21 protein-coding genes, 1 pseudogene and 1 riboswitch are annotated in these 25,233 nt (G+C 69.1%); of the genes and pseudogenes, 11 read left to right on the top strand and 11 right to left on the bottom strand.

The genetic code is table 11. The features are described from left to right. Nucleotides 1–12: 12 nt before the first annotated feature. From AB0I51_RS17830 to AB0I51_RS17820, 3 genes are read right to left on the bottom strand one after another with little or no spacing between them, the layout of a single operon-like run. Entirely contained in the window at nucleotides 13–1,170 is a 1,158-nt protein-coding gene (locus AB0I51_RS17830) for a cystathionine gamma-lyase (protein WP_362976014.1), read from the bottom strand. Continuing rightward, the gene (locus tag AB0I51_RS17825; protein ID WP_362976012.1) at nucleotides 1,167–1,658 is read right to left on the bottom strand and encodes a low molecular weight protein-tyrosine-phosphatase; all 492 of its coding nucleotides are present in this window, start codon (nucleotides 1,656–1,658) and stop codon (nucleotides 1,167–1,169) included. Before AB0I51_RS17825 ends, AB0I51_RS17830 begins: the two co-directional genes overlap by 4 nt. A gap of 6 nt (nucleotides 1,659–1,664) precedes the next feature. Further along, entirely contained in the window at nucleotides 1,665–2,042 is a 378-nt protein-coding gene (locus AB0I51_RS17820; RefSeq protein WP_362976010.1) for a phage holin family protein, read from the bottom strand. A gap of 48 nt (nucleotides 2,043–2,090) precedes the next feature. Here AB0I51_RS17820 and AB0I51_RS17815 point away from each other — a divergent pair, with 48 nt between their 5' ends. From AB0I51_RS17815 to AB0I51_RS17800, 4 genes are all read left to right on the top strand, one after another. Further along, on the top strand, nucleotides 2,091–2,408 hold the full coding sequence (locus AB0I51_RS17815) for a cupin domain-containing protein (RefSeq protein WP_200691123.1): 318 nt from the start codon (nucleotides 2,091–2,093) through the stop codon (nucleotides 2,406–2,408). 177 nt (nucleotides 2,409–2,585) lie between these two features. Then, complete coding sequence (locus AB0I51_RS17810; protein ID WP_093627959.1) at nucleotides 2,586–2,798, top strand: DUF5326 family protein; 213 nt, start codon at nucleotides 2,586–2,588, stop codon at nucleotides 2,796–2,798. 303 nt (nucleotides 2,799–3,101) lie between these two features. Next, nucleotides 3,102–3,905 carry an IclR family transcriptional regulator C-terminal domain-containing protein gene (locus tag AB0I51_RS17805; protein WP_362976007.1) on the top strand — a complete coding sequence of 268 codons (804 nt, stop codon included), beginning with the start codon at nucleotides 3,102–3,104 and terminating at the stop codon, nucleotides 3,903–3,905. A 99-nt stretch (nucleotides 3,906–4,004) separates the two neighbouring features. After that, a complete protein-coding gene (locus AB0I51_RS17800; protein ID WP_362976005.1) occupies nucleotides 4,005–4,442 on the top strand; it encodes an SsgA family sporulation/cell division regulator in 438 nt (145 codons plus the stop codon). Between the two features lie 191 nt (nucleotides 4,443–4,633). Here AB0I51_RS17800 and AB0I51_RS17795 read toward each other — a convergent pair whose 3' ends face one another. Then, nucleotides 4,634–6,136 (bottom strand): YibE/F family protein, encoded by a 1,503-nt coding sequence (locus AB0I51_RS17795; RefSeq protein ID WP_362976003.1) that lies wholly within the window; start codon nucleotides 6,134–6,136, stop codon nucleotides 4,634–4,636. 71 nt (nucleotides 6,137–6,207) lie between these two features. After that, nucleotides 6,208–6,397: riboswitch (TPP riboswitch) on the top strand. On the opposite strand from AB0I51_RS17795, the gene thiC reads away from it, so the two are divergent. Together thiC and AB0I51_RS17785 are read left to right on the top strand one after the other, a co-directional pair. Continuing rightward, on the top strand, nucleotides 6,390–8,246 hold the full coding sequence (gene thiC / locus AB0I51_RS17790) for a phosphomethylpyrimidine synthase ThiC (RefSeq protein ID WP_362976001.1): 1,857 nt from the start codon (nucleotides 6,390–6,392) through the stop codon (nucleotides 8,244–8,246). Its footprint overlaps the riboswitch before it by 8 nt. Before the next feature lie 517 nt (nucleotides 8,247–8,763). Beyond that, on the top strand, nucleotides 8,764–9,267 hold the full coding sequence (locus AB0I51_RS17785; protein ID WP_362975999.1) for a DUF5994 family protein: 504 nt from the start codon (nucleotides 8,764–8,766) through the stop codon (nucleotides 9,265–9,267). Between the two features lie 94 nt (nucleotides 9,268–9,361). Here the strand turns inward: AB0I51_RS17785 and AB0I51_RS17780 are convergent, their stop codons facing one another. The 4 genes and pseudogenes from AB0I51_RS17780 to AB0I51_RS17765 all read right to left on the bottom strand — a co-directional run bounded on the left by AB0I51_RS17780 (nucleotide 9,362) and on the right by AB0I51_RS17765 (nucleotide 12,476). After that, nucleotides 9,362–9,847 (bottom strand): pyridoxamine 5'-phosphate oxidase family protein, encoded by a 486-nt coding sequence (locus AB0I51_RS17780; protein ID WP_362975997.1) that lies wholly within the window; start codon nucleotides 9,845–9,847, stop codon nucleotides 9,362–9,364. Nucleotides 9,848–9,982: 135 nt separating this feature from the next. Then, nucleotides 9,983–10,990: a serine hydrolase domain-containing protein gene (locus tag AB0I51_RS17775; protein ID WP_362976056.1), complete on the bottom strand. Its 1,008-nt coding sequence runs from the start codon at nucleotides 10,988–10,990 to the stop codon at nucleotides 9,983–9,985. Between the two features lie 44 nt (nucleotides 10,991–11,034). Next, nucleotides 11,035–11,145 (bottom strand): annotated as a pseudogene (locus tag AB0I51_RS17770) (hypothetical protein); the annotation flags it as partial. A 392-nt stretch (nucleotides 11,146–11,537) separates the two neighbouring features. Then, complete coding sequence (locus AB0I51_RS17765) at nucleotides 11,538–12,476, bottom strand: NADP-dependent oxidoreductase (protein ID WP_362975995.1); 939 nt, start codon at nucleotides 12,474–12,476, stop codon at nucleotides 11,538–11,540. A gap of 195 nt (nucleotides 12,477–12,671) precedes the next feature. On the opposite strand from AB0I51_RS17765, the gene AB0I51_RS17760 reads away from it, so the two are divergent. Continuing rightward, a complete protein-coding gene (locus AB0I51_RS17760) occupies nucleotides 12,672–12,890 on the top strand; it encodes a winged helix-turn-helix transcriptional regulator (protein ID WP_362975993.1) in 219 nt (72 codons plus the stop codon). A 48-nt stretch (nucleotides 12,891–12,938) separates the two neighbouring features. Here AB0I51_RS17760 and AB0I51_RS17755 read toward each other — a convergent pair whose 3' ends face one another. The 3 genes from AB0I51_RS17755 to AB0I51_RS17745 all read right to left on the bottom strand — a co-directional run bounded on the left by AB0I51_RS17755 (nucleotide 12,939) and on the right by AB0I51_RS17745 (nucleotide 17,265). Next, nucleotides 12,939–13,799, bottom strand: coding sequence for a hypothetical protein (locus AB0I51_RS17755; RefSeq protein WP_362975991.1), 861 nt, complete (start codon nucleotides 13,797–13,799; stop codon nucleotides 12,939–12,941). Nucleotides 13,800–13,991: 192 nt separating this feature from the next. Then, a complete protein-coding gene (locus AB0I51_RS17750) occupies nucleotides 13,992–15,080 on the bottom strand; it encodes a metallophosphoesterase (protein WP_362975989.1) in 1,089 nt (362 codons plus the stop codon). 1,072 nt (nucleotides 15,081–16,152) lie between these two features. Then, the gene (locus tag AB0I51_RS17745; protein ID WP_078532683.1) at nucleotides 16,153–17,265 is read right to left on the bottom strand and encodes a LacI family DNA-binding transcriptional regulator; all 1,113 of its coding nucleotides are present in this window, start codon (nucleotides 17,263–17,265) and stop codon (nucleotides 16,153–16,155) included. A 431-nt stretch (nucleotides 17,266–17,696) separates the two neighbouring features. On the opposite strand from AB0I51_RS17745, the gene hisC reads away from it, so the two are divergent. The 4 genes from hisC (at nucleotide 17,697) to cydD (ending at nucleotide 25,191) form a co-directional block, all read left to right on the top strand. Further along, nucleotides 17,697–18,791, top strand: a complete 1,095-nt coding sequence (gene hisC / locus AB0I51_RS17740) for a histidinol-phosphate transaminase (protein WP_362975986.1) — start codon at nucleotides 17,697–17,699, stop codon at nucleotides 18,789–18,791. A gap of 276 nt (nucleotides 18,792–19,067) precedes the next feature. Further along, the gene (locus AB0I51_RS17735; protein WP_362975984.1) at nucleotides 19,068–20,576 is read left to right on the top strand and encodes a cytochrome ubiquinol oxidase subunit I; all 1,509 of its coding nucleotides are present in this window, start codon (nucleotides 19,068–19,070) and stop codon (nucleotides 20,574–20,576) included. 21 nt (nucleotides 20,577–20,597) lie between these two features. Then, nucleotides 20,598–21,602 (top strand): cytochrome d ubiquinol oxidase subunit II, encoded by a 1,005-nt coding sequence (gene cydB / locus AB0I51_RS17730; RefSeq protein ID WP_362975983.1) that lies wholly within the window; start codon nucleotides 20,598–20,600, stop codon nucleotides 21,600–21,602. A 100-nt stretch (nucleotides 21,603–21,702) separates the two neighbouring features. Continuing rightward, nucleotides 21,703–25,191, top strand: a complete 3,489-nt coding sequence (cydD, locus tag AB0I51_RS17725) for a thiol reductant ABC exporter subunit CydD (protein WP_362975981.1) — start codon at nucleotides 21,703–21,705, stop codon at nucleotides 25,189–25,191. The last annotated feature ends 42 nt before the right edge of the window (nucleotides 25,192–25,233 follow it).

Raw genomic sequence — 25,233 nt, 5'->3', positions numbered from 1 at the left:
TACGTAAAGCGGTCACCGTGCCGACTCGTCCAGCGCACGCAGCACATCGGCCACCAGGTCCTCGGGATCCTCGACGCCCACCGAGAAGCGAACGAAGCCCTCCGGCACCGCGTCCCCTCCCCAGCGACCCCGGCGTTCGGCGGTGGATCGCACCCCGCCGAAACTCGTCGCGTCGTCCACGAGCCGCAGCGCGTCGAGAAAACGCTCGGCACGCGCGCGCGTGGGCAACGTGAACGAAACCACGCACCCGTAGCGCCGCATCTGCCGCGAGGCGACCTTGTGCGAGGGATCGTCGGGCAGCCCCGGATAACGCAGCCCCGTCACCTCGTCCCTCCCCCGCAGTGCCTCGGCGAGGATCAGCGCGGTGGCGTCCTGCCGGTCCACACGCAGCTGGAGCGTGGCGATCGAGCGGTGCGCCAGCCAGGCCTCCATGGGCCCGGAAATCGCGCCGACGATCTTGCGCCAACGGCGTACGGCGGTCATCGCGGCGGCGTCGGTTCCGACGACGTATCCGAGAAGGAGGTCCCCGTGCCCGGTGAGCTGTTTGGTGCCGCTCGCCACGGCGAAGTCGGCGCCGAGTTCCAGCGGGCGCTGTCCCAGGGGTGTGGCGAGTGTGTTGTCCACGGCCACGAGGGCACCACGCGCGTGTGCCGCCTCGACGAGCCGGCGGATGTCGCACACGTCGAGTCCGGGGTTCGAGGGGGTCTCGATCCACAGCAGTTTCGCGCCGTCGAGAAGGTCGAGCTGGGCGTCCTCGCCGGTCGGCGCGGTGCGCACCTCGATGCCGTACGCCTCCAACTGGGCGCGGACAAGGGGCAGTACCTGGTAGCCGTCCTTCGGCAGTACGACCGTGTCACCGGCACGCAGCTGGGAGAAGAGCACCGACGAGATGGCGGCCATGCCGGAGGCGAACACGAGCGTCTCGACATCGCTCCGCCCGGGCGCCTCCAGCTCGCCGATGGCGCGCTCCAGGTGGGTCCAGGTCGGGTTGTCGTCACGGCCGTAGCTGTACGGGCCCGTCACCTCGCCCGGGAGATGGAAGTGCGCGGCGAACACCGGTCCGGGGAGCGTCGGTTCGTATTTGACCGGATCGGGCAGACCGGCCCGCACGGCGCGCGTGCCGTCCCCCGCGCCGTTTCGGATACCTCCGTCAGCGGCGGAATCACTCATATCGCTCGTCCTTCCACTTCCTCGCGTACCGCGGTGAGCAGGCCCTCGCTCGCCGCCTCCACCATCTCAAGACACTCCTCGAAGCCGTCCAGACCCCCGTAGTACGGGTCCGGTACGTCGAGGTCGTCGCCCGCGGCGGGGTCGTAGGAGCGGAGCAGGCGGACCTTCTGGGCGTCCTGCTCGGTCGGGGCGAGGCGGCGCAGGGCCTTGCGATGGCCGCCGTCGAGGGCGATGACGAGGTCGAGGCGGGAGAACCAGGAGGCCTGGAACTGACGTGCGACATGGTCGGTCCCGTAGCCGTGCTCCTCCAGGACGGCGACGGCGCGCGGGTCGGCGCCGTCGCCCTCGTGCCAGCCGCCGGTGCCCGCGCTCTCGACCTCGACCCGATCGCCGAGCCCTGCCTCCTCCACCCGCGCGCGGAAGACAGATTCGGCCATCGGGGAGCGGCAGATGTTGCCGGTGCAGACGAAGCTGACGCGGTAGGTCATCGCGCCTCAGTCCCCGTCGGGGAGGGCGAGGTTGAGCGCCCAGGAGACGACCGAGATGATCAGGCCGCCCAGGACGGCGGTCCAGAAGCCGTCGACGTGGAAACTCAGGTCGAGCTTGTCGGCAACCCACGAGGTGAGCAGCAGCATCAGCGCGTTGACCACCAGGGTGATCAGACCGAGCGTCAGGATGAACAGCGGGAAGGTCAGCAACTTGACGATCGGCTTGACCAGGAAGTTCACCAGGCCGAAGACCACGGCGACGAGGAGCAGGGTCCAGACCTTCTTGAAGGTGCTGTCGCCGGTCAGGGTGATCTTGTCGAGCAGCCATACGGCGACCGCCAGGGCGCCTGCGTTGGCGATCGTCTTGACTAGAAAATTCTTCATGTGTCTGATCGTGACAGAAGAGATCGACTCCGAGCGTGGACGAGGGCGATGAAGGCATTCCGGTTGGATGAACTGGAGGCGGAGCGTGCCGCCAACGACGGTGCATACCTGCAGTTCCTGCGCGAGAAGAACATGTCGGTCGGTCTCTACGCGCTCGACGCGGGCGAGCACGACCGGCAGCAGCCGCACAACCAGGACGAGGTGTACTTCGTCGTGAGCGGTCGTGCCGCGATCACCGTCGGCATGGAGACCACCCAGGTGGCGCGGGGCAGCGTGGTCTACGTGCCGGCCGGGGTGGCCCACAAGTTCCACCACATCAGCGAGGACCTGCGGGTGCTGGTGGTGTTCTCTCCCCCGGAAGCCTGACCCGCGTCTCAGGGTTCCCTAGGGGAACGGTCAGGGGAGGACAAGGGATGCGAGGCCCCCGTTCTGCCTTCGGCCGCCCTAGCATCGATTGCAGGACAACAGAGGTCCGGCACAGCAGTGCCGGACACCGACAGGACCCGGTGCGAGCGACGGGCGGAGAGGTAAAGGACGAGGGCGATGCGAGAGATATTCGGCGGACTGCCGTGGTGGGTGAAGTGGGTCGCGGTGCCGGTCATCGCCCTGGTCGTGTTCGGCGGGCTGATAGCAACCGTCGTGGGCTTTGTCATCGGACTGCTCTTCAAGGCGCTGGTCTTCGTGGCGCTGGTCGGCGGACTGATCTATGTCGTGCGGAAGTTCACGGCCGGTTCCTCTTCACGCAGTGACTGGTGAGGCCCTGCTGGGCAACCGGTGATCGGTAACAGGAATCACCGGTTCCCTCGGGCGAGGGAAGTTTTCCGGACGGGCCGTCTGCGGGCGGTGGCGGGCGGTTACAGTCCGGAATTCGACGCGGGGACGAACCCCGCGGGCGGCGCACCCCCTCCCCGTGTTCCCCGCACGGGCTGCCCCCTCGCGCTCCGGAAGTGACCCTTGGCCACGGTTGACACCGCACCCGTAGAACCGCACGCACCTTCTACCCAGCCCGGCCCGCCGACCTGGCCGAGTTCAGTGGCGATCCCCGCACAGCTGCGTCCCGTGGCGGCCCCGCCGCGACAGCGCTCCGCGACAGCCACCGAGCAGCAGCCCCAGCCCGCCGCCACCCTCATCGGCTCCGTCCAGCGGGCGATGCGGCTGCTGGAGTCCGTCGCCGCGCACGAACACGGAGCCCCCGCGAAGCAGTTGGCCCGCGAGACCGGCCTCGCGCTTCCCACGGCGTACCACCTGCTGCGCACTCTCGTGTACGAGGGCTATCTCCGCCGGGACAGAGGGCTGTTCTTCCTCGGCGAAGCGGCCGCGAGGCTGAGCAGCAGCGGAGCGCAGGAGAAACGTCGCAGCACGCTTGTGGACGCGCTGGCGGCCTGGCGGGATTTGATCGGTGTGCCGGTCTACTACGCGATGTACCGCGACGGCGAGATCGAGGTCATGTGCGTCTCCGACAGCCCCGGCAACCCGGCGGTCGAGGAGTGGGCCGACTTCCGTGAGACGGGACACGCGCACGCGATCGGCCAGTGTCTGCTGGCCCAATTGGACGAGGACGCCCGGCGCGACCACCTCGACCGCTATCCCGCGCAGTCCCTCACGCCGTACACCGTGCGGGACGGTCACTCCCTGCTGCGGCGCCTGGATCGGATGCGGCGGATGGAGCTGGTGGTGGAACGTCAGGAGTACGCGCTGGGGACGGTCTGCGCGGCGATTCCGATCACGCTCGGCAGCACGGCCGCCACGATGGCCATTTCTCTCCCCTTGCATCAGGCTGACCGTCTGCCGGCCGCCGCCCGGGCGTTGCAGGCCGAGGTCGGCAGGCTGCTGGGGTCGCTCGCGCTCTCTATCAGTATCTGAAAACTTACTCCTTGTGATCTGTTGTGTACGTTCAGCAATATTCCTTCAGTGTCACGGGGATCATTCCCAGCCAGTCGGCGGCAATTGACGGGATAGGCGATGCGCGAGTCCGTACAGGCAGAGGTCATGATGAGCTTCCTCGTCTCCGAGGAGCTCTCCTTCCGTATCCCGGTCGAACTGGGCTACGAGGCGTGCGATCCGTACGCCGTACGGCTGACCTTCCATTTGCCGGGCGATGCCCCGGTGACCTGGGCCTTCGGCCGGGAGCTGCTGATCGACGGGGTGGGCCGGGCGTCCGGGGACGGTGACGTCCGGATCGAGCCCGTCGATCCCGAGACGCTGGGCGAAGTGCTGATCAGGCTTCAGGTGGGCGGCGACCAGGCGCTGTTCCGCACCGGTGCGGCCCCGCTCGTGGCGTTCCTCGACCGCACCGACCGGCTGGTTCCGCTCGGTCAGGAGGGTGCGCTCGCGGATTTCGACGCCCACCTCGACGAGGCACTGGACCGCATCCTGGCGGAGGAGCAGAGCGCCGGCTGAAGCGTTGCCGTGGCGGCGGGGGGAGTTGGCGTAACGCTTCACCAAGGGGTCTGAAGCCCCTGGACGCATCTGTGGAGTTCTGAAAGGCCTGCGGGGCCGAGAGGTCTGGGAGCGGTCCGGGGAAGCCCGGGAGGAGCCCTGGAGTCGCAGGAACGCTTCTGCGTGGCTCCGCGCGGCGATTCCCGCCGTCCTCAGTGCTTGCGGCGCCGGCCCTTCCCGCCGCGTGCCGGCGCCGGCTTGACACCGGGTGCTGCCGTGGGCCCGGCACCGACCGCCGCCGTGGCCACTGCCGCAACCCCCGCCGGAGCCGTTTCGCGTCCCGGTCGGTCGGCCGAGACCACCAGGGCCGCGAGCGCCGTGGTGACCGGTACCGAGGCGACCAGGCCGATCGAGCCCACCAGCGTGCGTACGATCTCCTCGGCGACCAACTCGCTGTTGGCGACCGACCCCACGCTGCTCTGCGCGATGGAGAAGAGCAGCAGCAACGGCAGGGCCGCGCCCGCGTAGGCGAGGACGAGCGTGTTGACCACGGACGCGATGTGGTCGCGGCCGATCCGGATACCGGCGCGGTACAGCCCGCGCCAGCCCATCGACGGGTTGGCCTCGTGCAGCTCCCAGACCGCCGAGGTCTGCGTGACCGTCACATCGTCGAGCACCCCCAGCGAACCGATGATGACGCCGGCGAGCAGCAGACCGCTCATGTCGATCGACGGATACAGCCCGTGGATCAGGCCCGTGTTGTCGTCCGTGTTGCCGGTGAGCGCGGCCCAGCCGATGAACACCGAACCAAGGATGCCGATCAGCACCAGCGACATCAGCGTGCCGAGCACCGCCACGGACGTACGGGCCGACAGCCCGTGGCACATGTAGAGCGCGATCAGCATGATGGCACTCGATCCGACCACCGCCACGATCAGCGGGTTCGAGCCGTGCAGGATCGCGGGCAGGATGAAGAAGTTGAGGATCATGAAGCTGATGGCCAGCGCGATCAGTGCCATGACACCGCGCAGTCGGCCCACCACCACGACGGCCAGTGCGAAGATGCCGGCGAGCAGCGCCATCGGGAACTTACGGTTCACATCGGTGACCGAGTACTGCAGATCCCTGGGCGCGGAGGGCTCGTAGGCGACCACGACCTTCTCGCCCTCATGCAGTTGCCGTGACTGGTCGGGCTGGACGATCTCCGTGAACGTGCGGCCCTTGTCCTTGCCGGTGCTGACCGTGACCGTGGCCTTCTTGCAGGTGCCGCCCGCCTCCTGCTGTGCCGAGGAACCCTCGGCCGTGGAGGTGTCCCCGGTCGAGCCCCCGCCCGAGGCGTTCACCGAGGCGCAGCTGACGCTGACCACTTTGGTGACCGTCGCCTGCTGTGTCTGCCGGTCGAAGCCGACGCCGGTGCGCTTGTGCGACGGAGCGCCGCCGGGCCACAACACCACCATGCCGACCACGACCGCCACTGTGAACGGGATCAGGATCGCCGCGATGACCTTCCGAAGGTGACGGGAGACGGGGGCGGCCGGACCATGACTGTGCGAGTGGCCATGCCCACCACCCGCGCCGGAACCGTGCCCGCCGTCGCCACCGGAGCTGTGGTCGTCCCGGGACCCGGAACCATGGTCGCCTTCGGGACCGTGGCCGTGGTCATGGCCATGCGACGGCCCGGTCGGCGGGTATGAGGGCTGCTGCGTCGTGGTCACCGCCCGATCATCGCAAGAACGCCGGAGGCCCACTGTTCAGCGCGCCACATATGACGCTAGCGTGGAGGCACCTTTGCACACGCGGGAGCTCGGAGCACCGGGCTGAGAGGGCGCTGACCTCCGTCTCTGCGATGTTTCACGGGAAACGTCACCTGAAGTGAGTGATGTTTCACATGAAACATCGGCTGACGGAAGCCGCTGCGTCGACCGCCGAACCTGTTACCGGGTAATGCCGGCGTAGGGAGTAGGTCTCATGACCAACAAGGACGTACGCACGCCTGCCTTCAGCCAGGACGAACAGCCCATTCCGGGCGGGGAGTTCGCACGGGCCGAGCAGCCGACGGAGGCCGAGGAGCCTGCGGAGGCTGGGAAGTCCATCGGCTGGCACAAGGGGTATGTCGAGGGCTCGCGCCCCGATCTGCGGGTGCCGGTCCGGCAGGTGCACCTCACCAACGGGCAGTCCGTGACGCTGTACGACACCTCCGGCCCGTACACCGATCCGCTCGTCGACACCGACGTCCGCAGGGGGCTGGCGCCGCTGCGGGAGAATTGGATCATCGCCCGGGGCGACACCGAGGAGTACGCGGGCCGCCCTGTCCGCCCCGAGGACGACGGAATCAAGCACACGTCACCGCGCGGTGGACTCCGCAATCTCGATGCGGTGTTCCCGGGACGCCCGCGGCAGCCGCGCCGTGGACGTGATGGTACGGCGGTGACTCAACTCGCCTACGCGCGACGGGGCGAGATCACGCCCGAGATGGAGTTCGTGGCCGTACGGGAGAAGGTCTCGCCCGAGGTGGTCCGGGAGGAGATCGCGGCGGGGCGTGCGGTGCTGCCGGCCAACGTCAACCATCCCGAGATCGAGCCGATGATCATCGGTAAGCGGTTCCTGGTGAAGGTCAACGCCAACATCGGCAATTCCGCGGTCACTTCCTCCATCGAGGAGGAGGTCGAGAAGATGACCTGGGCGACCCGCTGGGGCGCCGACACGGTCATGGACCTGTCCACCGGCCGCAACATCCACACCACCCGCGAATGGGTCCTGCGCAACTCCCCCGTCCCCATCGGCACCGTGCCGCTCTACCAGGCACTCGAAAAGGTCGACGGCCGTGCCGAGGAGCTGACCTGGGAGATCTACAAGGACACGGTCGTCGAACAGGCCGAACAGGGCGTGGACTACATGACCGTCCACGCGGGCGTGCGGTTGCCGTTCGTACCGCTGACGGCGAACCGCAAGACGGGCATCGTCTCGCGCGGCGGCTCGATCATGGCGGCCTGGTGCCTGGCACACCACAAGGAATCGTTCCTCTACGAGAACTTCGAGGAGTTGTGCGAGATCCTCGCCGCCTACGACGTCACGTACTCGCTGGGCGACGGTCTGCGACCCGGCTCGATCGCGGACGCCAACGACGAGGCGCAGTTCGCCGAGTTGAGGACTCTCGGGGAACTCAACACGATCGCGAAGCGTTTCAACGTACAGACCATGATCGAGGGCCCGGGACATGTCCCGATGCACAAGATCAAGGAGAACATCGACCTTCAGCAGGAGATCTGCGATGAAGCTCCGTTCTATACGCTCGGCCCGCTGACGACGGACGTCGCGCCTGCGTACGACCACATCACTTCCGGCATCGGTGCCGCGATGATCGCCTGGTGGGGCACGGCCATGCTCTGCTATGTCACGCCCAAGGAGCACTTGGGCCTGCCCAATCGTGACGACGTCAAGACCGGCGTCATCACCTACAAGATCGCCGCCCACGCAGCCGACCTCGCCAAGGGGCACCCAGGTGCACAGGAGTGGGACGACGCGCTGTCCGACGCCCGCTTCGAGTTCCGCTGGGAGGACCAGTTCAACCTGGCCCTCGACCCGGTCACTGCACGGGAGTTCCACGACGAGACACTGCCGGCGGAGCCTGCCAAGACGGCGCACTTCTGCTCGATGTGCGGGCCGAAGTTCTGCTCGATGAAGATTAGCCAAAGCATCACAGCGCAGTTCGGCGGTACGGCGGCTGCAGGGGCGACGGCTGAGGAGGTCGCTGAGGGGATGTTGCAGAAGTCGAAGGAGTTCGCGGCCAGCGGGAACCGGGTGTATCTGCCCCTGGCGGACTGAGTGCCTGTGTCTGACCCCCTGATCTGGATCTTTGGGCGCGGTGGACTGGTGGCATGTCCGAGATTGCCTACTGTCGCTGTCACCAGGCTGGGTATACGGTGAGTTGTGAGGCTGAGGCGCTTTTCACCATTTGTAGTTGGTGAACAGTCTGGCCCGCATCCTCCGTCTTTCGGCCCCTTGCCCCCGGGTCACAGTGTCCATCTGACCACTCTGAGGAGGCTGGAGCCGCACCGCCGACTGCGCAGCTCCAGCCCTTCGTCCTTCTCAGCCTTTTTCGAGGCCGGGGTGTACTCCCGCTACGCCCCGCTTGGGCTGGTGAGGACGGGTCAGTGTGAGACGGCGAGGCAGGGGGCCTCGGTGCCGTCTTCGCACGCGGCCGCCGCCCGTGTTCGGCTGCATGCGGCGGCGGCCGTGGACCATTGCACCACCGATGTCCGGTCTGGGAAAACGCCTTGGCAGGTTCTTGACGGCGAACGACACGACGTCGGCCCGACGACTGGTCAGAGAGGTTCACATCATGGAACCGACTACAAATCACCTCTCGGCCGGCGCCCAGCGCTCCTCACCTCTGCCTGTTCGGCTTTCGCTGGCGCCCTACGAAGCCGTCTCAGGCGGATTCGACGGCGCATGGTGGCCCTACTCCCGTAATCTCGCCACTGAACTTCCCGGCCTGGTTGAGGCAATGGATGGGACGGGCAGCATCACCAGGGTCATAGTGGGGATCGAGCCGTGGCCCGACATCCCGCACCGGGTCTCCGTCGGCGGGCACACCGTAACCGCAGGGTGGTTCGTGTCCGGTCACGAACAGAACGAGATCGTGCTCTGCTCGTATCTCAAGGGCTTTCGCACCCTGCTTGTTATCCCTCCCACAACAACGCCCAGCGCTGCCGACTGGCTGATGAGCACACCAGTCACGGTCGACGGCAGCCGCACCGCCACCGAACTCCTGGCCACCGCGACGGCCCGCCCCGACAAGGCATCCCACGAGGCGCCTCGCAAGACGGCGGACGGAGTTGCTTGAGGAGAGCTGTCGCCTGCGGTGTCACCTTGCCCGGGCGGTGGAGGATCGTCGCGGGCCCTGCCGCGGCAGTCGGGCGGGGTCTGGCTGAGCGGATTCAGGTGCCAGGGGAGGGCGGGCTGATGAGTCTGATCCCGGTGAGTTCTTCGGGGTGGACGCGGATGACATGGTCCATGGTCTGGTCGACCCATGGGTGCAGGAGTTGCCGGTAGCGGTCCAATTCGGTGCGGCTCGTGATCAGGTGCGCGTAGCCGGTCGCTATGACGCTCCAGCCAAGGTGACTTCGGGGGTCGATGGCGTCTGCCTCGTAGGCGACAACCACTGCCTGCCCGTCATTCTCGTTGGTGTGGACGGCCAGGGCGGAGCCCGCGTCGGTGCGGATGATGATGTCTCCCTGGTCCAGGAGATGGTTGACGGGCCGGACGGCCGGTAGGGCACGTGAGGTGAACACGATCCGTCCCAGCGAGATGCTGCCCAGCAGCTTGAGGGCCTCGGCAGGCTCCAGTTCGACGCATCGACGGGGACCGGAGACTCGTGCGGCCTGCCGGTCCATGACGACTCTGCGGACGGATTCATCACTCATGAGGGTTGTCCTCTCGGCTCTGCCGGGGCGGACCTGTTGTGGAGCCGAGATGGGGGAGTGCCCGGCTGTCGACAGTGGAACCGCGATTCCCAGTGAACGATTGAGCGGCTCCTGTGGTCTAGGGCCGTTCGGCCCTCAGAACGGCAGCTCTGGCGGGGCGACGCCTCGCTTGATGGTCATGATCCGCTCGTGGAAGTCGCGTGATGAGGGTTCGCGTGGGTATCGGGAGCGCAGTTCCTCGTCCAGTTCGTCGGCGACTAAGAGCAGGGATGGGAGCGACTTGCGGTCGGCTTCGAGTGCGGTTGTGCCCATGCCGATTGCTTCCTCGATGTCGCCGGTTCGGGCGGCGGTGACTCCGAGTGTGAGGCGGGCCTCGGCTGCGCGCATGGGTGAGATCTCGGTTCCGTCGGGGCCGGTGCTGATGCGGATCACGGATCGGGTGTTGACGTCCGCTCCGTCGCCCTCGTGGGTGTAGTGGAAACCGCCGCAGGAGAGCGGGATCCTGCGCAGGCCGAGGCCGTAGGTGCCCTCGGGCATCTCGGCCACGTCCTCCGGGTCGTCGGTCCGCTCCACGGTCTGCCGCATCTCGCGCCACTGCGCGGCGGGGAGCAGCCGGCCGCCGGCCAGGGCCCGGAAGAAGGTGTTCAGGTCGGCGGTGGTGCTCATCACACCGGAGTCCGCAGTGTGCTGAAGGCTGTGGTCGGTGACGTCGAGACGCTTGCCGTCGGCGGTCGTCAGATACGCGTTCACGTGCGGGTCGGGCAGGAACGGGTCGAGCCCGGGGACGGAGGCGTTGCGCAGTCCGAGCTTCGCGACGATCCGGTGAGCGACCAGGTCCTGCCAGCTCGCGCCACCGGCCTTCTCGGCGATCGTGCCGGCCAGCAGGTAGTTGGTGTTGGAGTACGCCCACCGGGTGGCCCCGCCCGGCTGCGGCACGAAGAGCGGGTGGTGCTTCGTCGCGACGGCGACCAGGTCGGCCGCCGGGGTGGTGTCGTAGCGGCTCTCGTCGAAGTGGTTGATCAGGCGGTCCTGGATCTCCGGGTCGTCGATGTAGTCGTAGAGGCCGCTGGTCTGGCGGAGCAGGTCGCGGACGGTGATGCGGGTGCCGTCGTTGCCGTTGCCTTTGACGACTCCGGCAGCCAGTGCTCGACGGTGTCGTCGAGCGACAGCCGCTTCTCCGTCACGAGTTGGAGCACGAGGGTCGCCACGAACGTCTTCGTCGTGCTCGCCACACGGAAGTGCGCGTTCCAGGGGATCGGGGCCGTGGAGTCGGCCGTGCGGGTGCCGATGCGGGCCATGACCGGTGGGCCGTTCGCTCCGTCGACCCTGGCCAGCACGTTCACATCGCCGCCCCCCGGCCTTCCGCACGGCTGCCAGGTCGCGTTGGAGCGTGGCCTCGTCGTACACGTGTGAGGGGTGGTCCGGTGCCGGGTGTCCGGTGGTGGCGGTCGCGGCCACGGGCGAGCCCAGTGCGAGCAACGCCGCTGCCAGTACGGCGGCGCCGGTCTTCCTCGACGACGGCATCTGCATGTCCGAATCCCCCGTTGCTCCTGGTCCTGATCGGTGACGATCACCAGCCAACCGGATCGGAGCGCGGCGGAGGATGGGCTGTCCACCGAGTGCGGGGTGGACGTTAACCCTCCTGCGGACTTCGGGTTCGTCCCCGTCGGGAACGTGTGGGCCCAGTCGGTCACGGCACGAGGACGAGCTTGCCCGTGGTGCGCTTGGCCTCGATGGCACGGTGCGCCTCGGCGGCTTCGGCCAGCGGGTAGGTGCGCTCGACGGAGACCCGCAGCCGACCTGCCTCCACGCGTTCGGTGACCTGCTTCAGCAGGTCACCGGAGGGCTCGGCCGTGACCCAGGTGTAGCGCAGGCCCCGGGCAGCGGCCTGCTGCTCGTCCGTCCCCGGGTCGATCGACGCGCCGACGAGCAGACCGTCGGGCCGGAGCACGTCGAGGGAGCGCGGGCCGTAGGAACCGCCGACCAGGTCCAGGACCGCGTCCACCGGGGCGACGGCGGTCCGGAAGTCGGTGGTGGTGTAGTCGATCAGCTCGTCGGCGCCCAGCCCGCGCAGGAAGTCGTGGTGGGCCGCGCGGGCGGTGCCGATGACGTACGCCCCGAGCTCCTTGGCCAGTTGGACGGCGACGTGTCCGACGCCGCCCGCCGCCGCGTGGATCAGCACCCGGTCGCCGGGCCCGATCCGCGCCAGCACGGCCAGGGCCTGCCAGGCGGTGACCGCGACCAGGGGGACGGCCCCCGCGTGCGCGAGGTCGAGGTTCTTGGGGGCGGGCGCCAGCGCGTCGGCCGGTACGGCGGTGAACTCGGCGTACGCGCCCCGTGGGGTGACGGACAGCATGCCGTACACCTCGTCGCCCGGCGCGAACCGTGTCACGCCCTCGCCGACCCGCTCGACGACACCGGCCACGTCGTTGCCCGGCGTCCACGGCAGGGGGACCAGCTCCGGTACCCGGCCGGACCGCAGCACCACGTCGCCCGGGTTGACGCCGGCGCCGGCGACCCGCAGGAGCACCTCGCCGGGGCCGGGCTCGGGGACGTCGGTCTCGACGTAGGTGAGCGTCTCGGGGCCGCCGAACACGAACTGGACGATGGCGTGCATACGGGCGGACATCCGGACTCCTCGTCAACAGGGCGTGGTGTGTGGCGCGTTCCATGCTCGGCCCGGCTGCGACCCTGCGGAAGAAGGCACTTCTCCGATATCGATGTTCCTCATGGATACGGGCTTCGACCTGAGGAAATACGGTGGGGTGGACATCTTCCTGCGCGACTGCCCCATCCGCGCCGTACTGGAGCTGTTCGCGGGCAAGTGGCCCTGGTGGCCCTGGAGGCCCTGGAGGGCGGCCGGACCATGATCCGCACGGTGTACCCGACCGTGCCACCGCGTGTGGAGTACCGGCTCACCGAACTGGGCCAGGAAGTCGGCGGGTTGGTGCAGAGCATCACCGTCTGGGCGCAGGCGAACGGCACCGCCATGCGCGCGGCGCGGGAGGAGTTCGACGGGCGCGACGAGCAGCGCGGCCCGTGACCGGGTCTTCGGCTTGCGCTCCCCTGGGTGGGGGCGCAAGCCGAGGGGCTACTCCGGCTGGTGCTCGGGCCCCCCGAAGTCCGGGCTGCTGAAGTCCGGGCTGCTGAAGCTCGGGCGATGACCCGGCTCCGGGCCGTCGTCGGGGCTGGAGAAGCCCGGGCGGTCGTAGCCGAGGTGCGGCATGCGACTCGGTGCCGAGGGTGTCGTACGGCGTAGTGCCGCCGTGCCCGGGGCCGCGAGCGCCTCCTGGAGGAACGGCAGGATGCCGCGTTCCAGAAGGGCGTCGTGCCAGGCTTCCCTGGCCCGGGCCACCTCACCGTCCGACTCGCCGTAGGGGTCGGCGTCGAACGTCGGCCGGTTGCGCAGGGCCGTGAGGAGCAGACCGACGGCGGCGACGAGGATCGCCGCGGCGGTCATCGCGCCGAACACCCAGCCGGCGGTGAGCATGGTCTGCGCGAACGCGGGCTCAGGGGTGAGCATCTTCAGGATGTAGCCCACGAGCAGGAATATCGCCGCGGCCGTGCCGGCGAGGACGGGGGTGAGGACGGCGGCGACGGCGACGGCACCCGCACCCTCGGCAGCCTCCCCCAGGGTGGTGGCGAGCCCCATCGCGCCCGCGCCGGCCGGCTCCGCGGAGCCGGTCTCGTGGACGGACGACGGGGTGGACGACGCCGGCTGGCGCAGTTCCTCGCGGACCTTCACGTAGTGCTGGTACTCGGTCGCCGCGGCCGCCGTGATGAGTGCGGTGGCGTTCAGCGCCATGGTGCGCAGCTGTTCGGGGTTGAGCCGCTTACCGACAGCGGCCAGTTCCGGGCGGGTAGGGGCGGAGCGCAGCGCCTCGTCGAGGATCCGCTCGTACTCCTGGCGGTCCTCGCTGTGCAGGTGCTGCGGAACGCTGTTCATGTGCATCCCCCGATGCTCCGTAGGGCTTGGGGCTCGCATGCCAACGAGCCGTCGGGCAGAAACGGAGGGGAGCCTGCTACGGATAAGTCGATGGTAGAGCGGCGACGGCACACGGTGACAGGGGGTTTCCAGAAATTGGCCCCTGGCCAGCGCTGTCGTCCGCCGGTCCTCCGAGGGGGACGTCTGCCCGTTAAACGCTCAGATATCCAACGGCAGTTGCTGGACCAGCAGTTTTCCGGCCATGGTCACTCCGCCGTCCATCGCGATGGCGAGTCCCTCGGCGTAGACGTGCGGTCCCTCGACCACGGGGCTGGCGGTGTCCTCGCCGTCCTCGGAGCCGACGTCGCCCAGGAGGTACGGAATCGGGCTGTGGCCGTGCACGATCCGGGTCCCGCCGTACATGTCGAGCAATGAGCGGACATGTTCGGCGCCGCCCTCGTCGCGGAAGGAGAAGCGCTTGGTGAACTTGCGGAACACGTCCCACACCTCGTCCGCGTCGTTGCGCGTGAGGGTCTCGCGGACGTTGTCGTTGACGGCCTCGATCGAGTCGCCGTAGTCGAGGTAGGCGGTGGTGTCGGAGTGGACGAGGAGGTGCCCGTCGACCTCCTCCATGGCGTCCAGCCGGGCCATCCACTGCAGGTGGACGTCCTGGAGGCGGTCCATGTCGGTCTTCTGGCCGCCGTTGAGCAGCCAGGCCGCCTGGAAGGTGGCGGTGCCCGCGCCGGAGTTGACGGGGGTGTCGCCGAACCGCTTGGCGCCGAGCAGCAGCAGCTCGTGGTTGCCCATGAGCGCCTTGCAGTAGCCGCCGGCCGCGGCCGCCTCGGCGGACAGCCGCATGACCAGGTCGATGACGCCGATACCGTCCGGGCCGCGGTCGGTGAAGTCGCCGAGAAACCACAGCCGCGCGGTGCCCGCGCACCAGCTGCCGGCCGCGTCGATCAGGCCCTTTTCCCGGAGTGCGGCCACCAGTTCGTCGAGGTAGCCGTGCACATCCCCTACGACGAACAGCGGACCGGGGCCCTCCGTCTGCCGCGGGATGCCGACCGACGTCGGGTCCACCGCGACCTGAACCGTGTCACCCCTATTGATGACCGGCAGATCGCGCTGAGTCGGTGTGTACCCGTCGGGATAGGCCTCGTCGAAGGCCTCCTCGTCGGGTCGTACGGCGCTGCCGGGCTGCGCGCTGTCGGCGTACGGACCGGTCTCGTGGACATACGCCGGTACCCGGAAGTCGCGCAACGTCGCCGTGCGCTCCACCTCGGGTCCCTGACCGGCCCCCTGAGTCATCGACCCCTCCACCATCACGCCGCGTCTGCACCGCGTCGGACTGCCTGGTCGCAGCGGCCCGCGGTGTCGTGGGCCCATCATAGGAATGCGGATCGCGCCATGTGATGACCCAGGGGTGGTGAATCAGAGCAGGACTCCGGTTCGCCGTGGCTTTCGCCCCGATTGGGCAGGGCTTCGACCACTCGACCGGCACCCGAGGGGCGATCGGTTCCCGCCTCAAGGGCGGCTGGATTTCGCCGGTGCGATGGCCTCCGGCGGTTGCCGTACTCCACCTCCGACTTCGGTAAGACCGTCGGCCGTCAGCCGGTCGGTGGTCGACTCCGGTGCCGGGTGGGTGCCTGGGGAGACAGGGTCGGGCGGGCGCCGAGGGGGCAGGGCCGGGCGGTACGGCCCGAACGGCGCCGGGTGGGAGTCCCGGCACCGTCCGGCCCGTACTGGAGCCCGAGGGAAGCGCCCGGGCACCGCCCGCCCGCCACTCCGCCCCGAGAGACGCCCGGCACCGCCCCAACCGCCTCGCGGAGCCCGTCACGGCGTCCCTCCCCCAGTCGCCCCACCCCACACCGAGCCGGCCGCGAGCAAGGGCCAATGCCGGCCCGTTCCGGCTACGGCCCCGACCCTCGCGCCCGTCATCACCGCCCGAGGAGCCCTCGGCGCGGACAAGCACCGGCAAGTGGACCCACCGGAGGGCCGACCCATCGGCAGGCTCCACGGGGCAGCCCCACCGCCGCCTCGTCCTAACGCCGCCCTGACGCACCGCCGGCCCGGCCCACCGTTCGGCCGGTTCACCGACCGGGAGGCCGGGGCAACCGGACGGGCCGGGCCCGACCGACGGCAGGCCCACAGGCAAAGCGACAGGCAGACCGAACCGCCGGCGGACCCGACGACGGCCCACCGTCGGACTGGCCGATCCACCGGCCGCCCGACGGGTCGGTCCCGTCGCCGCGGCGACGGACGGTGCGACCGCCAGACGGTTGCCCGACGGTGCGACCGCCAGACCGGTTGCCCGACCCACCGACCGCTCGCCCGCCCCTCCCGGGGGCTCGACCGACCGACTGCCCAACTCGCCCGCCCCCTACTTCCCCTCCGGCGACCGAGGCGGACTGACCGTCGTCCGTGGTGGCCGTCGCTGGGACGACGTACGGATGATCAGTTCGGTCGGTATCACCTGCTCGACCGGCAGATCCGAATCGACCCCCTCGATGGCGTCGATGAGGAGCTGGACCACCGCCGTGCCGATGCGGCGCGGCTTCAGCGAGAGCGTGGTGATCGGCGGCTCGGTGTTGGCGTACACCGTGGACTCGCTGCAGCACACCAGCAGCAGATCCTCCGGCACCCGCATCCCGTAGCGCCGGGCGGCGGCCAGCAGATCCGTGCCGTTGGGGTCGAACAGGCCGTAGACCGCGTCGGGCCGGTCGGGCCGGGCGAGCAGTCGGTCGGCGGCGACGGCGCCCGCGCACGGATCGTGCGCCGGATAGGACTCGTACACCGGATCCTGGCCCACCCGCTCGCACCAACGCAGGTATGCGGTGGTCGAGAGGTGTGTGTACGTGTCCGTGCTCGTGCCCGTGAGCAGGCCGATCCGGCGGGCGCCGGCGTCGGCCAGATGGTCGAGGATGCCGAGGACGGCGGCCTCGTGATCGTTGTCGACCCAGGCGGTCACCGGGAGCGAGCCGGCCGGACGGCCGTCGGAGACGACCGGTAAACCCTGCCGGACGAGCTCGCTGACCACCGGGTCCTGGTCGGACGGGTCGATGACGACCGTGCCGTCCAGGGCGACGTTCGACCACACGTCGTGGCGCGAGGTCGCCGGAAGGATCACGAGGGCGTAGCCGCGGGCGAGCGCGGCCGAGGTGGCGGCCCGGGCCATCTCGGCGAAGTACGCGAATTCGGTGAAGGTGAAAGGTTCATCCCCGTATGTCGTGACGGTCAGACCGATGAGGCCCGATTTCCCGGTACGGAGCGTGCGAGCCGCCGCGGAGGGGCGATAGCCCAGCCGGTCGGCCACTTCGCGGACATGGCGTCGGGTGGCGTCCGGGAGCCGGCCCTTGCCGTTGAGGGCGTCGGAGACGGTCGTGATGGAGACTCCGGCTGCGGCGGCCACATCTCTGATTCCCGCCCGGCCCGGCCGGCTTCCTCGACGAGAGGTTTCCGCGCGGCTCACCTGGTGCTTCCCTGCTGCTGTCATGGCGAGCCGATAGTAGGGCTCATGCGGTGGGGTAGTGCGGACGCATATGCACGCGTTGACAGGCACGTTTCTGCAAGGTCAGACAGGGTCAACTGCCTTAGAAACAAAGTCAGTTAAACGCTTCGATGGCATTACGTGACTTGTCGGCGCGCATGGGCCTGCCAAGTCCCCGATGTTTCGAAGAGGTCTCAACTCACCTGTACGAGGGATGCGCGCCACGGCGCGAGCCACCAGCGCATAGATATATGTACAGCGCGCCCCCGGTTCGTGCGCCTTCGTGCGCTGTTGCCCCTGTTGTGGATGTGGCTCGTGAGGCGGTACCGGCCGGTGTCCGGAGGCCGCTCGCCCGGACGCGACCTGTACGCGCCGACGTCGAATCCTCATAAGGTGAGCAGTATTGAAATCCGGTGGTGGTCACAAGGAGGACTGCGGTGAGCGAGACGAGCCCCAAGCTGCGCGCCGAGCTGGAGGGTATCCCCACCTACAAGCCGGGCAAGCCCGCCGCGGCGGACGGTCCGGTGGCCTACAAGCTGTCCTCCAACGAGAACCCGTACCCGCCGCTGCCCGGTGTCATGGAGAGCGTGACGGCGGCCGCCGCGTCCTTCAACCGGTACCCGGACATGGCCTGCACCGGCCTGATGAACGAGCTGGCGGAACGGTTCGGTGTCCCCGTCTCCCACCTGGCCACCGGCACCGGTTCGGTCGGTGTGGCCCAGCAGCTGATCCAGGCGACCGCCGGCCCCGGCGACGAGGTCATGTACGCCTGGCGCTCCTTCGAGGCGTACCCGATCATCACGCGGATCAGCGGTGCCACCGCGGTGCAGGTGCCGCTGACCCCGGGCGATGTGCACGACCTGGACGCGATGGCCGACGCCGTCACCGACCGGACCCGGCTGATCTTCGTCTGCAACCCCAACAACCCGACGGGCACGCTCGTACGGCGGGCCGAGCTGGAGCGCTTCCTGGACCGGGTGCCCGGCGATGTGCTCGTCGTGCTGGACGAGGCGTATCGCGAGTTCATCCGGTCCGCCGAAGGTGAAGGGGGGGAGGTGCCGGACGGCGTCCAGCTCTACCGCGACCGGCCGAACGTCTGCGTCCTGCGTACCTTCTCCAAGGCGTACGGCCTCGCCGGGCTGCGAGTCGGCTTCGCGGTCGCGCACGAGCCGGTGGCGGCGGCGCTGCGCAAGACGGCGGTGCCCTTCGGGGTGAGCCAGCTCGCGCAGGACGCGGCGGTCGCCTCGCTGAGGGCGGAGGACGAACTGCTGGGCCGGGTCGGCTCCTTGGTGAGCGAGCGCACCCGGGTGGTCGACACGCTGCGCGCCCAGGGCTGGACGGTCCCGGAGACCCAGGCCAACTTCGTGTGGCTGCGACTGGGGGAGCGCACGGTCGACTTCGCGGCGGTGTGCGAGCAGCACGGCGTGGTCGTCCGGCCGTTCGCGGGCGAGGGCGTGCGCATCACGGTCGGGGAGGCCGAGGCCAACGACATCTTCCTCAAGGCGGCCGAGGGCTTCCGCAAGGAGCTGTGAACGACAGGGATTTGTGAACGACGGTCGCGAGGCTGCGGGGCGCCCCGGTTCCACGTGAAACCGGGGCGCCCCGCGCTATAGGCCGACCGGCCCCGGCCGGTGTGACGTACGGGACCGACTTAGGGACCCCCCGCCCATCACGCATCGAACAGCCATGCGTCATAATTCCTTGTGAATGTGAACGCGTTCACAAGCGTGTCCTGTTTGTCCAGTGATGCGTGTGACATAAGGGGCAAACTGCCGCTGTGACCACGGCGACATAAGGAGACTGACGACGTGGATTTGGCTCTGGCGCCGGAGACACTGGCGCGATGGCAGTTCGGCATTACCACCGTCTACCACTTCCTGTTCGTCCCCCTGACGATCTCGCTCGCCGCTCTCACGGCCGGGTTGCAGACCGCGTGGGTGCGCACGGAGAAGGAGAAGTACCTCAGGGCCACCAAGTTCTGGGGCAAGCTCTTCCTGATCAACATCGCCATGGGTGTCGTCACGGGCATCGTCCAGGAGTTCCAGTTCGGCATGAACTGGTCCGCCTACTCGCGGTTCGTCGGTGACATCTTCGGTGCCCCGCTCGCCTTCGAGGCGCTGATCGCGTTCTTCTTCGAGTCCACCTTCATCGGGCTGTGGATCTTCGGCTGGGACAAGCTGCCCAAGCGGATCCACCTGGCCTGCATCTGGATGGTCTCGATCGGCACGATCCTGTCCGCGTACTTCATCCTCGCGGCCAACTCGTGGATGCAGCACCCCGTCGGCTACAAGATCAACAAGGCCAAGGGGCGTGCCGAACTCACCGACTTCTGGCACGTGCTGACCCAGAACACCGCGCTCGCGCAGGCCTTCCACACGCTCTCCGCGTCCTTCCTGACCGGCGGCGCGTTCATGGTCGGCATCGCCGCCTTCCACCTGTTCCGCAAGAAGCACATCGCGGTGATGAAGAGTTCGCTGCGGCTGGGCCTGGTCACCGTCACGATCGCCGGTCTGCTCACCGCCGTCAGCGGTGACACCCTCGGCAAGGTCATGTTCAAGCAGCAGCCGATGAAGATGGCCGCCGCCGAGGCACTGTGGGACGGCCAGGACTCCGCGCCGTTCTCGATCTTCGCCTACGGCGACGTCAGCAAGGGCCACAACACCGTCGAGCTCTCGATCCCCGGGATACTGTCTTTCCTCGCCGACGACGACTTCGGCTCGTACGTCCCCGGCATCAACGACACCAACAAGGCCGAACAGGCCAAGTACGGCCCCGGCGACTACCGGCCCATCATTCCCGTCACCTTCTGGGCGTTCCGCTGGATGATCGGCTTCGGCATGGCGTCCTTCGCCGTCGGCCTGGCCGGACTCTGGCTGACCCGCAAGAAGTTCATGCTGCCCCAGCATCTGCGCGTCGGCGACGACGAGGTCCCGAACGTGGTCCTCTTCAAGAAGAAGGCCCTCGGCCCGAAACTCACCAAGCTCTACTGGCTGGTGTCCATCTGGACCCTCGGCTTCCCCCTCATCGCCAACTCCTGGGGCTGGATCTTCACCGAGATGGGCCGCCAGCCCTGGGTCGTCTACGGCCTCTTCCAGACCCGTGACGCGGTCTCCCCCAGCGTCTCCCAGGGCGAGGTCCTCACCTCGATGATCGTCTTCACCTCGCTCTACGCGATCCTCGCCGTCATCGAGGTCAAGCTGCTCGCGAAGTACGTCAAGGCCGGCCCGCCCGAACTCACCGAGGCCGACCTCAACCCGCCCACGAAGATCGGCGGCGACTCCCAGGACGCCGACAAGCCGATGGCCTTCTCGTACTAGGCCCAGGGAGCTGCAACAGCAATGGAACTTCACGACGTCTGGTTCGTCCTCATCGCCGTCCTGTGGACCGGCTACTTCTTCCTGGAGGGCTTCGACTTCGGGGTCGGCATCCTCACCAAGCTGCTCGCCCGGGACCGCACCGAGAAGCGGGTGCTGATCAACACGATCGGCCCGGTCTGGGACGGCAACGAGGTCTGGCTCCTCACGGCCGGTGGTGCGACCTTCGCCGCCTTCCCCGAGTGGTACGCCACGCTCTTCTCCGGCTTCTACCTCGCCCTGCTGATCATCCTGGTCTGCCTGATCGTCCGGGGCGTCGCCTTCGAGTACCGGGCGAAGCGGCCCGAGGAGAACTGGCAGCGCAACTGGGAGACGGCCATCTTCTGGACCTCGCTGCTCCCCGCGTTCCTGTGGGGCGTGGCCTTCGGCAACATCGTGCGCGGCGTGAAGATCGACAAGAACTTCGAGTACGTCGGCAACTTCTGGGACCTGCTCAACCCGTACGCCATCCTCGGCGGCCTGGTCACGCTGACGCTGTTCACCTTCCACGGCGCGGTGTTCACGGCGCTCAAGACCGTCGGGGACATCCGGGCGCGGGCGCGGAAGCTGGCGCTTCAAGTCGGTCTCGTCACCGCCCTGTTGGCCCTGGCCTTCCTGATCTGGACCCAGGTCGACAACGGTGACGGCAAGAGCCTGGTCGCTCTGATCGTGGCTGTCGTCGCCCTGGTCGCGGCGCTGGGGGCGATCCAAGTCGGGCGCGAGGGCTGGTCGTTCGCGTTCTCCGGCGTCACGATCGTGGCGGCTGTCGCGATGCTCTTCCTGTCGCTCTTCCCGAACGTCATGCCGTCCTCGCTCAACGCGGACTGGAGCCTCACGGTCACCAACGCCTCGTCGAGCCCGTACACCCTGCGGATCATGACTTGGTGCGCGGGGATCGCCACCCCGATCGTCCTGCTCTACCAGAGCTGGACGTACTGGGTGTTCCGCAAGCGGATCGGTACGCAGCACATCGCCGAAGCGGCGCACTGAGGCCGAGATTGAGTCCCGTTTGGGGCATGTTTCACGTGAAACATGCCCCCTTGGGGCCGGTCGACAAGTCGGGACGTCCCGAGAAGAGGGTGTGTTTCACGTGAAACCAATCGACCCACGTCTACTCCGATACGCTCGCGCCACTCGCCTCTTCCTGATGGCGGTCGTCGGCCTGGGAGCCGTCGGTGCGGTGCTGGTCATCGCGCAGGCGATGCTCATCGCCGAGATCGTGGTCGGCGCCTTCCAGCACGGCAAGTCCGTGAGTGAACTCGGCACTCCCCTGCTGCTGTTGGTGACCGTCGCGGGTGGCCGCGCCCTGGTCTCCTGGCTCACCGAACTCGCCGCCCACCGTGCCAGCGCCTCCGTGAAGTCGGAGCTACGGCGACGGCTGCTGGAGCGTTCCGTGGAGCTGGGGCCCGGGTGGCTGAGCGGGCAGCGGACCGGATCGCTGGTCGCCCTCGCCACGCGCGGTGTCGACGCCCTCGACGACTACTTCTCGCGCTATCTCCCGCAGTTGGGGCTCGCGGTGGTCGTCCCGGTGGCGGTGCTGGCGCGGATCGTCACCGAGGACTGGGTCTCGGCGGCGATCATCGTCGGCACCCTGCCGCTCATCCCGCTCTTCATGGTGATGATCGGCTGGGCCACACAATCCCGCATGGACCGACAGTGGCAGTTGCTGTCCCGGCTCTCCGGGCACTTCCTGGACGTGGTCGCGGGGCTGCCCACCCTGAAGGTGTTCGGGCGGGCCAAGGCGCAGGCCGAGTCGATCCGGCGCATCACCGGCGAGTACCGGCAGGCGACCATGCGGACGCTGCGGATCGCCTTCGTCTCCTCCTTCGCGCTGGAACTCCTGGCCACGCTCTCCGTGGCCCTGGTCGCTGTGACGATCGGCATGCGGCTCGTCCACGGCGACATGGATCTCTACATCGGCCTCGTCGTCCTTGTCCTGGCCCCCGAGGCATATCTGCCCCTGCGTCAGGTGGGCGCGCAGTACCACGCGGCGGCGGAGGGCCTCGCGGCGGCCGAGGAGATCTTCTCGGTACTGGAGACACCGGTACCGGCCACGGGGACCGCCGAAGTACCCTCCGACGCCCTCGCCTTCGAAGGCGTGACGGTCCGGTATCCCGGCCGTTCCGCGGATGCCGTGTCGGACGTGTCCTTCGCGGTGGAACCCGGCGAGACGGTGGCCCTCGTCGGCCCGAGCGGCTCGGGCAAGTCCACTTTGCTGAACGCCCTGTTGGGGTTCGTGCGGCCCGCCGAGGGCCGGGTGCGGGTCGGGGGAGTCGATCTCGCCGACGCCGACCTGGAACGGTGGCGGTCGCGGATCGCCTGGGTACCGCAACGCCCGCAGCTGTACGCCGGGACGATCGCCGAGAACGTACGGCTCGCCCGGCCCGACGCCGACGACACCGCCGTACGGCGGGCCTTGGTCGACGCCGGGGCCCTGGAGTTCGTGGACGCGCTGCCCGAGGGCATCGGGAGTGTGCTCGGCGAGGACGGGGCCGGGCTGTCCGCCGGGCAGCGGCAGCGGCTCGCGCTGGCCCGCGCCTTCCTCGCCGACCGGCCCGTCCTGCTCCTCGACGAGCCGACGGCCGCGCTGGACGGGGCGACCGAGGCCGAAGTGGTCGAGGCGGTACGGCGGTTGGCGGTCGGGCGGACGGTGCTGCTCGTGGTGCACCGGCCGGCCCTGCTGGCGGTCGCCGACCGGGTGGTGCGGGTGACGGAGGGCGAGGCCGTGGTTCGCGCGGAGACCGCGCCGACGCTCGCCGGTACGAGCCCGGAGGCGACGGCGAGTTCCGTGGCCGTCGACGAGCCCGAGACACCACTCACGGCGCACTCGGGCAGCGTCCTCGCCCGGGTCCGTGCCATGTCCGGTGCCCGGCGTGGCCGCCTCGCCCTGGCACTGCTGCTCGGAAGTCTCGCGCTGGGCAGTGCAGTTGGGCTCATGGCCACCTCGGGGTGGCTGATCTCGCGGGCCTCGCAGCAGCCGCCCGTGCTGTACCTGATGGTGGCGGTGACGGCGACGAGGGCCTTCGGTATCGGGCGGGCCGTGTTCCGGTACGCGGAGCGGCTCGTGTCGCACGACGCGGTGCTGCGGATGCTGGCCGACACCAGGGTCGCCGTCTACCGGCGCCTTGAGCGGCTGGCGCCCGCCGGCCTGCGGGACACCCGACGCGGCGATCTGCTGTCCCGGCTCGTCGCCGACGTGGACGCACTCCAGGACTACTGGCTGCGCTGGCTGCTGCCCGCCGGGGTCGCGGCCACCGTCTCGGCGGCGACGGTCGGATTCACGGCCTGGCTGCTGCCAGAGGCCGGTGCCGTGCTCGCGGCGGGTCTCCTCGCGGCCGGTGTCGGCGTCCCGCTCGTCACCGGCGCCGTGGCCCGTCGTGCCGAACGGCGGCTGGCCCCGGCCCGTGGTGTCCTCGCCACCCGCGTGACCGAACTGCTCACCGGCACCGCCGAGTTGACGGTCGCCGGCGCACTGCCCGCCCGCAGTGCCGAGGCCCGGCGCGCGGACGGCGTGCTTACCCGGATCGCCTCCCGTGCCGCCACCGCCACCGCGCTCGGCGACGGCCTCACCGCGCTGATCTCCGGCCTGACCGTCGCCGCCACCGCCCTGGTGGCAGCCCAGGCCGTCGCCGCGGGACGGCTCAGCGGTGTGGTGACCGCCGTCGTCGTCCTCACCCCGCTCGCCGCCTTCGAGGCCGTCCTCGGACTGCCCCTCGCCGTGCAGTACTGGCAGCGGGTCCGCAAGAGCGCCGAGCGCGTGTACGAGGTCCTGGACGCCCCCGAGCCCGTACGGGAACCGGAGCGGCCCCGCCAGGCGCCCGCGTCGCCGTTCCCGCTCGTCGTGCAGGGACTGGCCGCCCGGCACACCGGGCAGGACCGGGACGCGCTCGCCGGGCTCGACCTGACGCTGGAGAAGGGGCGCCGGGTCGCCGTGGTCGGATCCTCCGGGTCCGGCAAGACGACCCTGGCGCAGGTGCTGCTGCGCTTCCTCGACGCGGACGCCGGTTCGTACACGCTGGCCGGGGTGGACGCCTACTCCCTGGACGGTGACGACGTACGACGGCTCGTCGGGTTGTGTGCCCAGGACGCGCACCTCTTCGACAGCTCGGTGCGCGAGAACCTGCTGCTCGCGAAGAAGGACGCGACCGAGGGCGAGCTGCGGGCCGCGCTGGAGCGGGTCCGGCTGCTCGACTGGGCCGACGGGCTGCCCGACGGCCTGGACACCCTCGTCGGTGAGCACGGGGCGCGGCTGTCCGGCGGTCAGCGGCAGCGGCTGGCCCTCGCCCGCGCACTGCTCGCGGACTTCCCGGTCCTCGTGCTCGACGAGCCCGCCGAACACCTGGACCTGGCGACCGCCGACGCGCTCACCGCCGATCTGCTGGCCGCCACGGAGGGCCGTACGACCCTGCTCATCACGCACCGGCTGGCGGGACTTGAGGACGTGGACGAGGTGATCGTGCTGGACGAGGGACAGGTCGTGCAGCGTGGGACGTACGCCGGACTGGCCTCGGTGGAGGGGCCGTTGCGGGGGATGGCGGAGCGGGAGGCGGAGTCGGAGCTGCTGGTGGCGGCCGGGTAGCGAGAACCGGCAGTCGAGGCGCTCGACTTTCGTGGACAAAGG

It is taken from the genome of Streptomyces sp. NPDC050549 (assembly GCF_040655035.1).
Taxonomy (GTDB): Bacteria; Actinomycetota; Actinomycetes; order Streptomycetales; family Streptomycetaceae; genus Streptomyces.
Note: the sequence above shows the minus strand (reverse complement) of the source record. Positions and strands in the feature narration are given on the sequence as shown.

Bases quoted from the DNA above. Each gene is read 5' to 3' on its own strand.
- AB0I51_RS17765 (WP_362975995.1), bottom strand. From the start codon at position 12,476: ATGTCCGCCCGTATGCACGCCATCGTCCAGTTCGTGTTCGGCGGCCCC.
- AB0I51_RS17750 (WP_362975989.1), bottom strand. From the start codon at position 15,080: ATGACTCAGGGGGCCGGTCAGGGACCCGAGGTGGAGCGCACGGCGACG.
- AB0I51_RS17755 (WP_362975991.1), bottom strand. From the start codon at position 13,799: ATGCACATGAACAGCGTTCCGCAGCACCTGCACAGCGAGGACCGCCAG.
- AB0I51_RS17815 (WP_200691123.1), top strand. From the start codon at position 2,091: ATGAAGGCATTCCGGTTGGATGAACTGGAGGCGGAGCGTGCCGCCAAC.
- AB0I51_RS17810 (WP_093627959.1), top strand. From the start codon at position 2,586: ATGCGAGAGATATTCGGCGGACTGCCGTGGTGGGTGAAGTGGGTCGCG.
- AB0I51_RS17780 (WP_362975997.1), bottom strand. From the start codon at position 9,847: ATGAGTGATGAATCCGTCCGCAGAGTCGTCATGGACCGGCAGGCCGCA.
- cydB (WP_362975983.1), top strand. From the start codon at position 20,598: ATGGAACTTCACGACGTCTGGTTCGTCCTCATCGCCGTCCTGTGGACC.
- AB0I51_RS17830 (WP_362976014.1), bottom strand. From the start codon at position 1,170: ATGAGTGATTCCGCCGCTGACGGAGGTATCCGAAACGGCGCGGGGGAC.
- AB0I51_RS17800 (WP_362976005.1), top strand. From the start codon at position 4,005: ATGCGCGAGTCCGTACAGGCAGAGGTCATGATGAGCTTCCTCGTCTCC.
- AB0I51_RS17820 (WP_362976010.1), bottom strand. From the start codon at position 2,042: ATGAAGAATTTTCTAGTCAAGACGATCGCCAACGCAGGCGCCCTGGCG.
- AB0I51_RS17785 (WP_362975999.1), top strand. From the start codon at position 8,764: ATGGAACCGACTACAAATCACCTCTCGGCCGGCGCCCAGCGCTCCTCA.
- thiC (WP_362976001.1), top strand. From the start codon at position 6,390: ATGACCAACAAGGACGTACGCACGCCTGCCTTCAGCCAGGACGAACAG.
- AB0I51_RS17745 (WP_078532683.1), bottom strand. From the start codon at position 17,265: ATGACAGCAGCAGGGAAGCACCAGGTGAGCCGCGCGGAAACCTCTCGT.
- AB0I51_RS17825 (WP_362976012.1), bottom strand. From the start codon at position 1,658: ATGACCTACCGCGTCAGCTTCGTCTGCACCGGCAACATCTGCCGCTCC.